General features: G+C 37.1%; 14 protein-coding genes and 1 other annotated feature. All 14 genes read right to left on the bottom strand.

The window, feature by feature from the left end; all coding sequences use genetic code 11:
• Nucleotides 1-132 (bottom strand): GTP-binding protein (locus tag TA89_RS17875; RefSeq protein ID WP_242850042.1); only part of this gene is annotated, 132 nt, incomplete at its 3' end.
• A gap of 47 nt (nucleotides 133-179) precedes the next feature.
• Entirely contained in the window at nucleotides 180-2,246 is a 2,067-nt protein-coding gene (gene fusA / locus TA89_RS00605) for an elongation factor G (protein WP_040210005.1), read from the bottom strand.
• Between the two features lie 76 nt (nucleotides 2,247-2,322).
• Nucleotides 2,323-2,793, bottom strand: coding sequence for a 30S ribosomal protein S7 (gene rpsG, locus TA89_RS00600; protein ID WP_040210004.1), 471 nt, complete (start codon nucleotides 2,791-2,793; stop codon nucleotides 2,323-2,325).
• A gap of 148 nt (nucleotides 2,794-2,941) precedes the next feature.
• Nucleotides 2,942-3,319 carry a 30S ribosomal protein S12 gene (gene rpsL / locus TA89_RS00595; RefSeq protein ID WP_040210002.1) on the bottom strand — a complete coding sequence of 126 codons (378 nt, stop codon included), beginning with the start codon at nucleotides 3,317-3,319 and terminating at the stop codon, nucleotides 2,942-2,944.
• Between the two features lie 54 nt (nucleotides 3,320-3,373).
• The gene (locus TA89_RS00590; protein WP_040210001.1) at nucleotides 3,374-3,616 is read right to left on the bottom strand and encodes a ribosomal L7Ae/L30e/S12e/Gadd45 family protein; all 243 of its coding nucleotides are present in this window, start codon (nucleotides 3,614-3,616) and stop codon (nucleotides 3,374-3,376) included.
• A 161-nt stretch (nucleotides 3,617-3,777) separates the two neighbouring features.
• A complete protein-coding gene (gene rpoC, locus TA89_RS00585; protein ID WP_040210000.1) occupies nucleotides 3,778-7,314 on the bottom strand; it encodes a DNA-directed RNA polymerase subunit beta' in 3,537 nt (1,178 codons plus the stop codon).
• A gap of 22 nt (nucleotides 7,315-7,336) precedes the next feature.
• Nucleotides 7,337-11,038: a DNA-directed RNA polymerase subunit beta gene (gene rpoB / locus TA89_RS00580; protein ID WP_040209997.1), complete on the bottom strand. Its 3,702-nt coding sequence runs from the start codon at nucleotides 11,036-11,038 to the stop codon at nucleotides 7,337-7,339.
• Between the two features lie 271 nt (nucleotides 11,039-11,309).
• Complete coding sequence (rplL, locus tag TA89_RS00575) at nucleotides 11,310-11,678, bottom strand: 50S ribosomal protein L7/L12 (protein WP_040209994.1); 369 nt, start codon at nucleotides 11,676-11,678, stop codon at nucleotides 11,310-11,312.
• A 66-nt stretch (nucleotides 11,679-11,744) separates the two neighbouring features.
• On the bottom strand, nucleotides 11,745-12,227 hold the full coding sequence (rplJ, locus tag TA89_RS00570) for a 50S ribosomal protein L10 (protein ID WP_040210007.1): 483 nt from the start codon (nucleotides 12,225-12,227) through the stop codon (nucleotides 11,745-11,747).
• A gap of 54 nt (nucleotides 12,228-12,281) precedes the next feature.
• Nucleotides 12,282-12,410, bottom strand: a sequence feature (ribosomal protein L10 leader region).
• A 40-nt stretch (nucleotides 12,411-12,450) separates the two neighbouring features.
• Complete coding sequence (rplA, locus tag TA89_RS00565) at nucleotides 12,451-13,140, bottom strand: 50S ribosomal protein L1 (RefSeq protein ID WP_040209992.1); 690 nt, start codon at nucleotides 13,138-13,140, stop codon at nucleotides 12,451-12,453.
• 54 nt (nucleotides 13,141-13,194) lie between these two features.
• On the bottom strand, nucleotides 13,195-13,620 hold the full coding sequence (rplK, locus tag TA89_RS00560) for a 50S ribosomal protein L11 (protein ID WP_040209990.1): 426 nt from the start codon (nucleotides 13,618-13,620) through the stop codon (nucleotides 13,195-13,197).
• A 79-nt stretch (nucleotides 13,621-13,699) separates the two neighbouring features.
• Nucleotides 13,700-14,221 carry a transcription termination/antitermination protein NusG gene (nusG, locus tag TA89_RS00555; RefSeq protein WP_040209988.1) on the bottom strand — a complete coding sequence of 174 codons (522 nt, stop codon included), beginning with the start codon at nucleotides 14,219-14,221 and terminating at the stop codon, nucleotides 13,700-13,702.
• Between the two features lie 36 nt (nucleotides 14,222-14,257).
• Nucleotides 14,258-14,488 carry a preprotein translocase subunit SecE gene (gene secE, locus TA89_RS00550; RefSeq protein WP_040209987.1) on the bottom strand — a complete coding sequence of 77 codons (231 nt, stop codon included), beginning with the start codon at nucleotides 14,486-14,488 and terminating at the stop codon, nucleotides 14,258-14,260.
• 55 nt (nucleotides 14,489-14,543) lie between these two features.
• Nucleotides 14,544-14,693, bottom strand: a complete 150-nt coding sequence (gene rpmG / locus TA89_RS17870) for a 50S ribosomal protein L33 (RefSeq protein WP_082023792.1) — start codon at nucleotides 14,691-14,693, stop codon at nucleotides 14,544-14,546.
• Between the last annotated feature and the right edge of the window lie 210 nt (nucleotides 14,694-14,903).

Here is a 14,903-nt window from a genome sequence, read left to right as displayed (position 1 = left end):
TGCTTCTGCAAATCCTTGGTTTGCTAGTACAGATGTAATAGCTGCTGTTAATGTTGTCTTACCGTGGTCTACGTGACCAATTGTTCCAATATTTACGTGTGGTTTGCTTCTTTCGAATTTAGCCTTTGACATTTTTGAATCCTCCTTATGGGTTAAACATTATTTTAATGTGCTTTCTTTTAAGCTTTCTTTCCTACTATTTGCTCCTGAATGCTCTTTGGAACTTCTTCATAATGATCAAATTCCATTGAATATACTCCTCTACCCTGAGTTCTTGATCTAAGTGTAGTTGCATATCCAAACATTTCAGAAAGTGGAACCATAGATTTGATAACCTGAACTCCGTTTCTTGGAGTCATTCCTTCAATTCTACCTCTTCTTGAGTTAATATCTCCCATTACGTCTCCCATGTATTCTTCAGGTACGATTACTTCAACCTTCATCATAGGCTCAAGGAGTACTGGGTCTGCCTTATGCATAGCGTTTTTAAATGCCATGGAACCGGCAATCTTAAATGCCATTTCTGAGGAGTCAACTTCATGGTAGGAACCATCAAAAAGTCTAACTTTGAAGTTGATAACTGGGTATCCTCCGATAACACCGCTGTCGGATGCTTCTCTAATACCATTATCTATAGCAGGAATGTATTCTCTTGGAACTACACCACCAACTATACCATTTTCAAATACATAATCACCTTCATGAGGCTGCATTTCAATCCAGCAGTGTCCGTACTGTCCACGTCCACCGGACTGTCTTACAAACTTACCTTCAGCTTTAACAGCTTTTCTGATAGTTTCTTTGTAAGCAACCTGAGGAGCACCAACATTACATTCAACCTTGAATTCTCTTTGAAGTCTGTCAACTATGATTTCAAGGTGAAGCTCTCCCATACCTGCTATGATTGTTTGACCTGTTTCTTGGTCAGTATAAGTTCTGAAGGATGGATCTTCTTCAGCAAGTTTTGCAAGGGCAATACCCATCTTTTCTTGACCAGCTTTAGTTTTTGGCTCAATAGCAACATTAATAACTGGCTCTGGGAATTCCATACTTTCAAGTATGATTGGTGAGCTATCTGAACATAGGGTATCTCCTGTAGTTGTATCCTTAAGACCAACTATTGCTCCTAAGTCTCCTGCTCTCAGCTCTTCAACTTCCTGTCTGTGGTTAGCATGCATTCTAAGAAGTCTACCGATTCTTTCTTTCTTTCCTTTTGTGGAGTTTAATACATAAGTACCGCTCTCCATAACTCCTGAGTATACTCTTGTAAATGCTAATCTACCGATAAATGGGTCAGTTGCAATTTTGAATGCTAATGCAGCCATTGGAGCATCATCACTAGCTTCTCTTTCATCTTCTTCTCCAGTTTCAGGTTTAGAACCTTTAACTGCAGGGATATCTAAAGGTGATGGCATGTAAGCAACAACTGCATCTATCATTTCCTGAACACCTTTGTTCTTGTAAGAAGAACCACAGATTACAGGAACCATTTCATTGGCAATAGTAGCTTTTCTAATAGCTGTATGGATTTCTTCCTCAGTTATTTCTTCACCTTCAAGGTATTTCATCATTAATTCTTCGTCAGTTTCAGCAACTGCTTCGATTAATAGATTTCTGTATTCCTCAGCTCTTTCTTTTAATTCTGCTGGGATTTCAGTTTCTTCAAGCTCTTTTCCTAAGTCATCCTTATGAACAGTAGCTACCATTGTTATAAGGTCTACCATTCCTACAAAGTCACTTTCCTGACCTAAAGGAATTTGTATTGCTACTGCATTAGCTTTTAATCTGTCTCTGATTGTATTGATACAGTTATAAAAATCTGCACCTGTGGCATCCATTTTATTAACGTATACCATTCTAGGTACTCCGTATTTATCCGCCTGTCTCCATACTGTTTCTGTCTGAGGTTCAACTCCGCTCTTCGCGTCAAGAACAGTAACAGCACCATCAAGTACTCTTAATGATCTTTCAACCTCTATTGTAAAGTCTACGTGTCCTGGTGTATCAATTATATTTATGGTATGACCTTTCCACTGACATGTTGTTGCAGCAGAAGTAATTGTTATACCTCTTTCTTTTTCTTGCTCCATCCAGTCCATCTGAGATGCACCTTCATGAGTTTCACCTATTTTATGAGTCTTTCCGGTATAGAATAATATACGCTCAGTTGTAGTTGTTTTACCAGCATCTATATGAGCCATTATTCCTATATTACGAAATTTCTCTAAAGGAAATTCTCTTGCCACGTTTTTTTCCTCCTCTCAGCTTATGTTTTCAATTCGACAAAACTGTTTTGACATTTCTGCCAAAACAGTTTTAAAATTAATATCTGTAATGTGCGAAAGCCTTATTAGCTTCTGCCATTTTATGCATATCTTCTCTCTTTTTAACAGCTGCACCGGTATTGTTTGAAGCATCGATTAGTTCATAAGCAAGTCTTTCTCTCATGTACTTTTCTCCTCTTTTTCTGGCAGCTACTAGCAGCCATCTTATACCTAATGTCTGTCTTCTTTCTGGTCTAACCTCAATTGGAACCTGGTAGTTTGCACCACCGATTCTTCTTGACTTAACCTCAAGAAGAGGCATGATATTATTCATAGCTGCTTCGAAAACTTCTAATGCATCTTTGCCTGTTTTTTGGTTTATTATTTCAAAAGCTTCGTAGCAAACGTTCTGTGCTACTCCTTTTTTACCATCTTCCATTATGTTGTTTATAAGCTTAGTTACAACCTTGCTATTATAAACTGGATCTGGTAATACATCTCTTTTAGCAATATGACCTTTTCTTGGCATCTTTCTTCCCTCCTTAACATTTAGATTTAAGTTCATCGGTACTCGGTGAGTTATTTCATCACCGCAAGATGCTCTGGCTTCTGCAAATATCTATATCAATCTATGTTAAATGCTGAAGACATAGCACCATTTCAACTCTTAAACTTAATTATTTTTTCTTTGGTCTTTTGGCACCGTATTTTGATCTTCCCTGCATTCTGTTAGCTACACCTGCAGAGTCTAACGCTCCTCTTACAATGTGATACCTAACACCAGGAAGGTCTTTAACTCTACCACCCTTTATAAGAACAACACTGTGCTCTTGTAAATTATGGCCTACACCTGGAATGTACGCAGTAACTTCATATCCGTTAGTAAGTCTTACTCTCGCAATTTTTCTTAAAGCTGAGTTAGGCTTCTTAGGAGTTGTAGTTTTAACTACTGTACATACACCTCTCTTTTGAGGGCATTCCTTAAGTGCTGGTGAGTCTGATTTGTACTCAACGGTTTTTCTGCCTTTTCTAACTAATTGGCTAATAGTTGGCATGGTTTCACCTCCTGCATTTTTTATATCTATATCTATAATAAGATAATAGCAAAATTAATCATTGATAATAAGTGTAGCAGCTGCCCCTACATCTATCCCTGATAGCCTGCCTAATTCCCGCATGGTATCCACAAATATTGTAGTAACCTCATGCTCGTCAGCTACCATTATCAAAGGATTTATTACTCTTTCGTCAGCATCTTTAGCTACATATAATGTATCACCTTTACCGCTTTTAATTGCTTTTGTAGCCTGTTTAATGCCTACTACTTTTTTTCCCTGTAATCTGTCTACCATGAGATAACCTCCTCATAAACATCAACATTGAGGCAAAGTCTTAACTTTGCCTCACATTATGTCATGTAGACAATGATATAACTATCAGAATTACAACAATGATAAAATCACACAAACTGTATTTTATCATTTTAGTTTTTCACTGTCAATAAAATATATTTTTATTCTTCGTAAGTTGTAGCATACTCGGTTATTGAAGGATCCTTTTCTGTGTTTAATCTAACTGAACGATATCTAACCATTCCTGTTCCTGCAGGAATCAACTTACCTATAATAACATTTTCTTTTAGTCCAAGAAGCGGATCTATCTTTCCTTTGATAGCTGCATCTGTTAAAACTCTGGTAGTTTCCTGGAAGGATGCTGCTGATAGGAAGGAGTCAGTAGCTAAAGCTGCTTTTGTTATTCCTAAAAGAACTTGTTCTCCCTTTGCAGGCTCTCCGCCAAGCATTTCTACCCTTTCGTTTTCTTCTTTGAAGTCAAACATATCTATCATTGTTCCTGGAAGGAGCTCTGTATCTCCGGATTCCAGAATTCTTATTTTTCTAGTCATCTGTCTGACAACAACTTCAAGATGCTTATCATTGATGTCAACACCCTGTAGTCTATAAACCTTTTGAACCTCTGAAAGAAGGTAATGTCTTACTCCTTCCACACCTTTAATTCTCATAATGTCATGAGGATTAACTGATCCTTCGGTTATTTCATCTCCTGCTTCTATTATGTCACCTTCTGCTATTTTTAATCTTGATCCAAATGGTATATCATAGCTGAATTCTTCTCCATCTTCAGCAGTTACATATACAGTTCTCTTCTTTTTAGTTTCTTCGATTCTTACTGTACCTGCAACCTCACTTACTATAGCCAGCCCTTTTGGCTTTCTTGCTTCAAAGAGTTCTTCAACCCTTGGAAGACCTTGAGTGATATCTGCTCCAGCAACTCCCCCTGTATGGAAGGTTCTCATTGTAAGCTGTGTTCCTGGTTCTCCGATGGATTGAGCAGCTATTATACCTACTGCTTCACCAATGTTAATCTTCTGTGCTGTTGCCATGTTCATACCATAGCATCTGCAGCATACTCCAACTTTAGATTTACATGTAAATACAGATCTTATTTTAACTTTTTTAATGCCTGTATTAGCAACTCTTTCTGCTGTAGCATGATCCATATAGGTATTTTTTTCTACCATTACTTCACCGGTTTCAGGATTAATTATATCTTCAGCTGAATATCTACCCTGAAGTCTTTCGCTTAGAGGTTCTATGCTATCGCTGCCTTCTTTAATTTCACTTACGTAAATACCTTCCTCAGTGCCACAGTCTTCCTGTCTTACTATCACATCCTGGCTGACATCTACAAGTCTTCTTGTTAAATAACCGGAGTCAGCTGTTTTAAGAGCGGTGTCAGCATTACCTTTTCTTGCACCGTGAGTGGAAATAAAGTATTCCAATACATCCAGTCCTTCTCTAAAGGAAGCTCTTATAGGAAGCTCTATGATTCTACCTGAAGGATTAGCCATAAGTCCTCTCATACCTGCCAGCTGCTTAATCTGTGACTTAGAACCTCTGGCACCGGAATCAGCCATCATAAATATTGGATTGAACTTATCCATGCTGGCATATAGGGCATCTGCTACTTCTTCAGTAGTTTTAGTCCATTTATCTATTACACGCTCATATCTTTCTTCTTCAGATATGAAGCCTCTCTTATACATCTTTTCTATCTTGTCTATTGTAGCATCCGCTTCTGAAAGGAGTTTCTTCTTTTCTTCAGGAACTATCATATCAGATGCAGCAACTGTAATAGCACCGATAGTGGAGTAATGATATCCCTTCTGCTTTATTTTATCAAGCATTACGGAAGTAGCTATAGGTCCATGTTTTATATAACATTTATCTATAATCTTTCCAAGAGATTTCTTAGTTATCAGAAAGTCTACTTCAAGCTTAAAAGCTTCATTTTCATCATTTCTGTCAACAAAGCCTAAATCTTGAGGAATAGATTCGTTAAATAACACTTTACCAATTGTAGTATCGATGATACCACTAGTCACTTCTCCATTTATTTCTCTAGAAACTCTTACTTTTATCTTAGCATGAATAGCAATTTCTCCTACTTGATATGCCATTAAAGCTTCTTCTACACTGCTGAATACTCTTCCTTCTCCCTTAGCGCCTTCCCTATCCATAGTAAGGTAATAAGATCCCAATACCATATCCTGAGTTGGTACGCTTACAGGTTTACCGTCTGAAGGCTTTAATATGTTACCTGCTGCAAGCATTAAGAATCTTGCTTCAGCCTGAGCTTCTACGGATAAAGGCACGTGAACAGCCATCTGGTCTCCGTCGAAATCCGCATTATAAGCTGTACATACCAATGGATGAAGCTTAATTGCTCTACCTTCAACCAAAACAGGCTGAAAAGCTTGAATTCCTAATCTGTGAAGGGTAGGAGCACGGTTTAGAAGAACTGGATGATCTTCTATTACCTCCTCAAGTACGTCCCATACCTGAGGCATAACTCTTTCTACCATTCTCTTAGCACTTTTTATATTATGTGCAATTCCATCTTCTACAAGCTTCTTCATAACGAAAGGCTTGAATAACTCTAAAGCCATTTCTTTTGGAAGACCGCATTGGTACATTTTAAGTTCAGGTCCTACAACTATAACGGATCTTCCTGAATAGTCAACCCTCTTACCAAGAAGGTTTTGTCTGAATCTTCCCTGCTTACCCTTAAGCATATCTGAAAGGGATTTAAGAGGTCTGTTTCCAGGTCCTGTTACAGGTCTTCCTCTTCTTCCGTTATCTATAAGGGCATCTACAGCTTCCTGAAGCATCCTTTTTTCATTTCTTACTATGATATCCGGCGCACCTAAATCAAGAAGCTTTTTAAGCCTGTTATTTCTATTTATAACCCTTCTATAAAGATCATTAAGGTCAGAGGTAGCAAACCTTCCTCCATCCAGCTGAACCATAGGTCTTAAATCCGGAGGGATAACAGGTATTACATCCACAATTATCCACTCAGGTTTATTGCCTGATTTTCTGAAGGACTCAACCACTTCTAATCTTCTGATTATCCTTACTTTTTTCTGTCCTGTACTAGTTTTTAACTCTTCTTTAAGTTCTTGAGAAATTCTGTCTAAGTCAATCTCCTGAAGAAGTGTTTTTATAGCTTCTGCTCCCATACCTGCAGTAAAGCTTTCTTCACCAAATTTATCCACAGCTTCTCTATATTCTTTTTCATTTAAAAGCTGCTTTTTAAGCAATGAAGTTTCTTTTGGGTCGATTACCACATAAGATGCAAAATACAGCACCTTTTCTAAAGATCTGGGAGACATATCAAGTATTAGTCCCATTCTAGATGGTATTCCTTTGAAATACCAAATGTGAGATACAGGGGCAGCAAGTTCAATGTGCCCCATCCTTTCTCTTCTCACCTTTGCTTTTGTTACTTCAACACCACATCTATCGCATACAATACCTTTATATCTTACTCTTTTATATTTTCCGCAGTGACATTCCCAGTCCTTCATCGGTCCAAATATTCTTTCACAAAATAAACCATCTTTTTCTGGTTTCAATGTTCTATAGTTAATTGTCTCAGGTTTTTTAACCTCACCTCTAGACCATTCTCTAATTTGCTCTGGAGATGCTAAACCTATTTGTATCGCATCAAAATTATTTAATTCAAACAAGGGTATATCCTCCCTTCATAGATTAATGTTCATCATTAAAATCATCGATTCCTAAATCACCCTGGAAGTCTTCTAAAGGAAGGTCATCATAATCTGCATCAATTTCCTCTTCAACTTCCTCTTCACCTGCAACGTAATCGTCAGATGGAACTGGAGCTGGAACTTCCTCTGTTCCTTCAATGTTTACATCTAAGTCTTCAGAATCATCTTCTACTGATTCCTTTAGTTTAATTTCTTGATTGTCATCGTTAAGTACTTTTACATTTAGGCATAGAGCTTGAAGTTCTTTAATAAGAACCTTAAAGGATTCTGGAACTCCAGGTTCTGGAATGTTCTCACCTTTAACAATAGCCTCATAGGTTTTAACTCTTCCCACTACGTCGTCAGATTTTACAGTAAGAATCTCCTGTAGTGTATGAGCTGCTCCATATGCTTCTAAAGCCCAAACCTCCATCTCACCAAATCTCTGTCCTCCGAATTGTGCTTTACCACCAAGAGGTTGCTGAGTAACCAGTGAGTATGGTCCTGTGGATCTGGCGTGAATCTTGTCATCTACAAGGTGAGCCAGCTTTAATATATACATTATACCAACAGTAACTCTGTTATCGAAAGGTTCCCCTGTTCTACCATCATAAAGCACTGTTTTTCCATCAGGATTATAACCTGCATCCCTTAGACAATCTTCTATATCTTTTTCATTGGCTCCATCAAATACCGGAGTAGCTATATGCCATCCCAGCTTTTGTGCTGCCCATCCCAGATGCACTTCAAGAACCTGACCGATATTCATACGTGAAGGAACCCCTAATGGGTTTAGACACAGTTGAAGCGGTCTTCCATCAGGAAGGAAAGGCATATCCTCTTCAGGTAATATTCTTGAGATAACCCCTTTATTACCATGACGTCCTGCCATTTTATCTCCAACGGATATTTTTCTCTTTTGAGCTATATAGCATCTTACAAGCTCATTTACTCCCGGAGGAAGTTCATCCCCGTTTTCCCTTGTAAATACTTTAACATCAACTATTATACCAGCTTCTCCGTGAGGCACTCTCAATGAGGTATCTCTAACCTCTCTAGCCTTCTCACCGAAAATAGCTCTTAAAAGTCTTTCTTCTGCTGTAAGCTCTGTTTCTCCTTTAGGAGTAACCTTACCTACTAATATATCCCCGGATCTGACTTCAGCTCCTATTCTGATTATACCTCTTTCGTCAATATCCTTAAGAGCATCTTCACCTACATTAGGAATATCTCTTGTTATCTCTTCTGGTCCAAGTTTAGTATCTCTGGCTTCACATTCATATTCTTCGATATGAATAGAAGTAAATACATCATCCCTTACCAATTCCTCGGAGATAAGCATAGCATCCTCGTAGTTATATCCTTCCCAAGTGATAAATCCTATTCTTATGTTCTTACCTAGTGCTATTTCTCCAAGATCAGTAGATGGTCCGTCTGATAGTACAGTTCCTTTTTCTACTATTTCTCCTTTGGAAACAATAGGTCTTTGATTTATACATGTACCTTGGTTAGATCTTTTAAACTTCAATAATCTGTATACGTCAGTACCACCGTCAGAATCTCTCTTAACCCTGATTTCATTTGCACTTACATAAGAAACTACTCCAGCATTTTTCGCCTTAGGAAGTACCCCTGAATCTACAGCTGCTTTATATTCTATTCCGGTTCCAACGATAGGTGTCTGCGGTCTTAATAGAGGAACCGCCTGACGCTGCATGTTAGATCCCATAAGTGCACGGGAAGCATCGTCATTTTCCAGGAATGGTATCATAGCAGTTGCTACTGATACTATCTGTCTTGGAGATACGTCCATCATGTCAACATCTTCTCTTGGGACAACTATCACATCTTCAAGATATCTAACTGTAACCCTCTTATCCAAGAATCTGTTTTCTTCATCTAATGGCTCATTAGACTGAGCAACCAGATATTGGTCTTCCTCATCTGCTGTAAAGTATTTTATTTCATTTGTAACCTTACCTGTTTTCTTATCAACTAATCTATAAGGAGTTTCTATAAATCCATATTCATTTACCCTGGCATATGTAGCCAGAGAGTTAATTAGTCCTATGTTTGGTCCTTCAGGAGTTTCAATAGGACACATTCTGCCATAATGGGAATGGTGAACGTCTCTAACTTCAAATCCCGCTCTTTCTCTTGAAAGTCCTCCTGGACCAAGGGCTGATAATCTTCTTTTATGAGTTAACTCAGATAATGGATTTGTTTGATCCATGAACTGGGATAACTGAGAGCTTCCAAAGAATTCTTTAATGGAGGCAGCTACAGGTCTTATGTTAATAAGGGCCTGTGGTGTTATTCCTTCCTGATCCTGAATAGTCATTCTTTCTTTTACTACTCTTTCCATTCTGGAAAGTCCAATTCTAAATTGGTTCTGTAAAAGCTCTCCTACAGATCTTAATCTTCTGTTTCCTAAGTGATCTATGTCATCTACATATCCTATCTCATATGCTAATCCAAGCTCATAGCTAATAGAAGCATAGATATCGTCTCTTATTATATGCTTAGGAATTAATCTATTTATGTTCTTTTTAATTTCTTCTTTAATCACATCTTCATCAGAGTAGTTATTCAGTATTTCTTTTAATGTAGGATAATGCACCAATTCTCTGATGTTTAAATCCTCCACGTTAAAAGGTACCTGTTTGCTTATATTAACAAAATGGTTACCTATAACCCTTATAACTTTATCTTCGATTATGATATCAACTATATTTATGCCAGCATCCTGAATCTCTATAGACTTTTCCCTTGATATTTTTTCACCTTTTTGTACAAGTATTTCCCCTGTTTCCGGATGAATTATATCCTTAGCTGAAATCTGATTAGCAATTCTTAATGCTAAAGCAAGCTTCTTATTGAACTTATATCTTCCTACTCTAGACAAATCGTATCTTTTAGCATCGAAGAATAGTGAGTCAATTAATGAAACCGCACTATCCACAGTAGGAGGTTCACCAGGCCTAAGCCTCTTATAAATTTCCAGAAGAGCTTCCTCTTTTGTCTTAGTATTATCCTTTTCTATAGTAGCTTTTAATCTTTCTTCTTCGCCAAAAAACTCTATAAGCTCTTGATCGCTTCCATATCCCATCGCTCTTGCTAGAATAGTTATAGGAAGTTTTCTTGTTTTGTCAATCCTAACATAAATTATATCATTAGAATCAGTTTCATACTCTAACCAAGCACCTCTTATAGGTATTACTGTTGAAGAAAATAATTTTTTACCGCTTTTATCTAAGGCGGAGTTGTAGTATACTCCTGGAGACCTTACAAGCTGGCTTACTATAACCCTTTCAGCTCCATTAATTATGAATGTTCCCTGCTCTGTCATAAGCGGGAAATCCCCCATAAAAACTTCCTGTTCCTTTATTTCGCCTGTTTCTTTGTTTTGCAGTCTTACTGCCACCTTAAGCGGCGCTGCATAAGTTGCATCTCTTTCTTTACATTCCTCAACTGAATACTTGATATTTTCCATATCAAGTTTATAGCCGACGAATTCCAGTACTAGATTTCCTGTGAAGTTTGTAATAGGGTTGATGTCGTCAAATACTTCTTGAAGCCCTTCTTTTAAGAATTCTTCATAGGAATCTAACTGTACTTCAATAAGATTTGGCATTTCAGCAACTTCTTTTACCTTACCGAAGCTCATTCTAGTTCTTTTTCCAACCTGGACAGGATGTACCATCAGCTTTCACCCCTTGCATATACTTAAATAATCAAAAGCCGCATTGCTTTAGCGGCTATTAGATTGCGTATAACATCATCTTGATAATATAACCATTATTTTAATAGTTATTCAAAATTTTGCAATAACTTTAATAAACTCTATACTACTCCATATTGAACAGTACATTAAATGATAGTATCATAATTTTTTTTACTTGTCAACGTCATTCAGAGCCGTTCAAGGCAGAAAAAAGAGGTACTTAATAAGCACCTCTTTCTATTTATTTAAATTACTTTATTTCTACAGTAGCTCCAACTTCAGATAATTTAGCTTTCATAGCTTCAGCATCTTCTTTGGAAACTCCTTCTTTTAATGTCTTAGGAGCTCCGTCAACTAATTCTTTAGCTTCTTTTAATCCAAGACCAGTTATTTCTCTAACAGCCTTTATAACTTTGATCTTTTCTGATCCAGCACTTGCTAGTACTACATCAAACTCAGTTTTTTCTTCTGCTGCTGCACCTGGAGCACCTGCTGCACCTGCTACTGCTACTGGAGCAGCTGCACTTACACCGAACTCCTCTTCGCAAGCTTTAACTAATTCATTTAATTCTAAAACGGACATTTCTTTTATAGCTTGAATGATCTCTTCTCTTGTCATTTATAAAGCACCTCCAAATATTCTTTCAAGATTTAATTATTTTCTTTGAAACAATGCAGTTCTGAATTACTCAGCTGACTGTTCCTGCTTTTCTTTAATTGCATTTAATAAGTATGCAAGATTTGATAATGGAGCCTTGAAGCTTCCAAGAAGTTTTGCAATAAGAACTTCCTTTGGTGGTATTGAAGCAAGTTGTTTAACTTTCTCACCGTCAAAGATTTCTCCTTGAACTATACCAGCTTTCAGCTCTAATTTTTTGTGATTCTTAGCAAAGTCATTAAGAACTCTTGCTGGAGCTGTAGGATCCTCATAACCGATTGCTATGGATACTGGTCCTTCAAGATACTCAACTATACCTTCATGACCTAATTCCTTAGCAGCTAATGTTACAAGAGTATTTTTATATACTTTATATTCTACACCAGCTTCTCTAAGACTCTTTCTTAACTCAGTGTCTTCTTCTACTGTCAATCCTTGATATTTAGTAAGTATAACACCTTGAGCCTTTTCTAGCTTTTCTTTTATTTCAGCTACTTTAGCCTCTTTCATCTGTCTATTTTTGTTTGCCACTGTGTGTCCACCTCCTCACAGTTATAAACTGCTTATTATATTAAGAAAGGTCTTCCCGCAGACACAGGAAGACCCATTACAAGCCAATGTATTGGAACCTCGGTAGGTTGGTTTACGTTACGCCTCAGCACCTACTGTCTACGGAAATCTTATTCAATTTCAACAAATTTTATTTTATCAAATATATTGACCTTAGTCAATACTATTCTAAAACTTTTGCTCCATTAATTTTAATTCCAGGTCCCATAGTGCTTGATACTGAAACTGATTTAATGTATTGTCCTTTTGCAGCTGCTGGTTTAGCCTTAACTACAGCTTCCATTAATGCATGGAAGTTTTCAACTAACTTTTGAGCTTCAAAGGATTTCTTTCCGATTGGAACGTGAATTATAGCAGTCTTATCAACTCTGTACTCAACTTTACCGGCTTTGATTTCAGCTATTGCTTTAGCAACATCAAAGGTAACTGTTCCTGATTTTGGGTTTGGCATTAAGCCTTTAGGACCAAGAACTCTACCTAGTCTACCAACAAGACCCATCATGTCTGGTGTAGCAACCACTACGTCAAAGTCGAACCAGTTTTCTTTTTGAATTTTCTCCATCATGTCTTCTGCGCCTACGAAATCTGCACCTGCAGCCTCTGCCTCTTTTGCCTTATCGCCCTTAGCAAATACTAAAACTTTAACAGTTTTACCAGTACCGTTAGGAAGAACAACAGCTCCTCTAACCTGCTGGTCAGCATGCCTTGGATCTACTCCAAGTCTTACATGTAATTCTATGGTTTCATCGAATTTTGCCTTAGCAGTTTTTATTGCTAACTCTAAAGCTTCTTCTGGTGTATATAATGCATTTTTATCAACTAATTTTGCACTTTCAATATAATTCTTTCCCATTATTAAGCCTCCTTTGTGGTATTATCGGTGTGGACCTCCCACTAAAATCGTGAATTATCCTTCAACTTCTACTCCCATACTTCTAGCAGTTCCTCTAACCATGCTCATTGCAGTTTCAAGGGATGCTGCATTTAAGTCAGGCATTTTTGTTTCAGCAATTTTCTTAACTTGCTCTTGAGTAAGCTTACCAACTTTATTTCTGTTTGGTACTCCTGAACCGCTCTCGATTCCAAGCTCCTTCTTTATAAGAACAGCAGCTGGTGGAGTTTTAAGTATGAAGCTGAAGCTTCTATCTTGATAAACAGTTATAACAACGGGTATTATTAAACCTGCTTGGTTAGCAGTTTTTGCATTAAATTCCTTACAGAATCCCATTATATTTACACCATGTTGACCTAAAGCTGGACCAACTGGTGGTGCTGGTGTTGCCTTACCTGCAGGAAGTTGAAGTTTTATCATTCCTGTTACTTTCTTAGCCATGAGTTATTCCTCCTATACTGTGGTATTTGGCGGGTATGTTAACCCTCCCACTTAATTAAGACATTAGTCTTTATTAATTCTAATCTAATTTCTCTATCTGGTTAAAATCTAATTCAGCTAAAGTATCTCTGCCGAACATATTAACCAAGACTTTAACCTTACGTTTTTCAGAATTGATTTCCTGAACTGTAGCTGCAAAATCCTTAATTGGTCCAGAAACAATTCTAACGCTTTCTCCTACCTCTAAATTGACTTCCTGAAGAACTTCAACAATTCCCATAGAATCCACTTCTTCATCGGTAAGAGGCACCGGTTTAGATCCCGGTCCAACAAATCCTGTAACACCTCTTGTGTTTCTTACAACATACCAGGATTCATCGGTCATCATCATTTTAACTAATACATATCCAGGGAATTTCTTCTTTAAAGAGATTTTTCTCTTTCCATCTTTTTCTTCAACAACTTCCTCCATAGGAACCTGCACATCTAATATAAGAGTTTCAAGATTTCTATTCTCTATAGTTTTTTCAAGGTTAGCTATAACCTTATTTTCATACCCGGAATATGTATGCACTACATACCATCTAGCCTTTTCACTCATATTCTTCGGGACGATTAAATCATCCCAACCTCCTTTTTATTTTAATTTGAAAATCACATCAAAGAGGTTTTTAAATATATAGTCCATTCCGCCTATTACTACTATATAGAACAGACAAAATGCAACTACTGCAGTTGAGGCTTTCTTGATTTCGTTTTTAGATGGCCAAGTTATTCTTTTAACTTCTGCCTTAACCTCTCTAAAGAACTTTAACAGTCCTGAATTTCCATCTTTGGATTTTTGTTTCACATTTCCATTTGAAGCCATGTGTCTCACATCCTTAAATATTTACTAAGCGCATAGGGCAACTTAATACGAGAAACTATTTAGTTTCTCTATGAAGTGTGTGTGTTTGGCAGAATTTGCAGTACTTCTTCATTTCAAGTCTGTCTGGGTCATTCTTCTTGTTCTTCATTGAGTTGTAATTTCTTTGTTTGCACTCTGTGCAAGCTAAAGTGACTTTTACTCTCACGTTCCGCACCTCCAGTTTATATAAGATCTTTTTAATAGTCAGTATGAAACTGCTCTATATTTACTTAGTTGCGTGCTACCTTAATAAGTTATCACAATTAAAATATCATGTCAATAATATATGACTATTTAAAGGACTAGGTATATTAACCCAGTCCTTATTATATCAATATTATCTATAATCAATATATTTATTAATTAAAGCATTGAT

The organism is Clostridium polynesiense (assembly GCF_000820705.1).
Taxonomy (GTDB): domain Bacteria; phylum Bacillota; class Clostridia; order Clostridiales; family Clostridiaceae; genus Clostridium_AA; species Clostridium_AA polynesiense.
The sequence above is the reverse complement of the archived record's forward strand: the minus strand, read 5'-3'. Positions and strand labels throughout refer to the sequence as shown.

Coding starts and splice junctions, on each gene's coding strand:
- rpsG (WP_040210004.1), bottom strand. CDS start 2,793: ATGCCAAGAAAAGGTCATATTGCTAAAAGAGATGTATTACCAGATCCA.
- rpsL (WP_040210002.1), bottom strand. CDS start 3,319: ATGCCAACTATTAGCCAATTAGTTAGAAAAGGCAGAAAAACCGTTGAG.
- TA89_RS00590 (WP_040210001.1), bottom strand. CDS start 3,616: ATGGTAGACAGATTACAGGGAAAAAAAGTAGTAGGCATTAAACAGGCT.
- rpoB (WP_040209997.1), bottom strand. CDS start 11,038: ATGGTACATCCTGTCCAGGTTGGAAAAAGAACTAGAATGAGCTTCGGT.
- rplL (WP_040209994.1), bottom strand. CDS start 11,678: ATGACAAGAGAAGAGATCATTCAAGCTATAAAAGAAATGTCCGTTTTA.
- rplJ (WP_040210007.1), bottom strand. CDS start 12,227: ATGAAAGAGGCTAAAGTAGCTGAAATAAAAGAAAAGCTAGAAAAGGCT.
- rplA (WP_040209992.1), bottom strand. CDS start 13,140: ATGGGAAAGAATTATATTGAAAGTGCAAAATTAGTTGATAAAAATGCA.
- rplK (WP_040209990.1), bottom strand. CDS start 13,620: ATGGCTAAGAAAGTAACAGGAATGATAAAACTTCAACTTCCTGCAGGT.
- nusG (WP_040209988.1), bottom strand. CDS start 14,221: ATGAGTGAAAAGGCTAGATGGTATGTAGTGCATACATATTCCGGGTAT.
- secE (WP_040209987.1), bottom strand. CDS start 14,488: ATGGCTTCAAATGGAAATGTGAAACAAAAATCCAAAGATGGAAATTCA.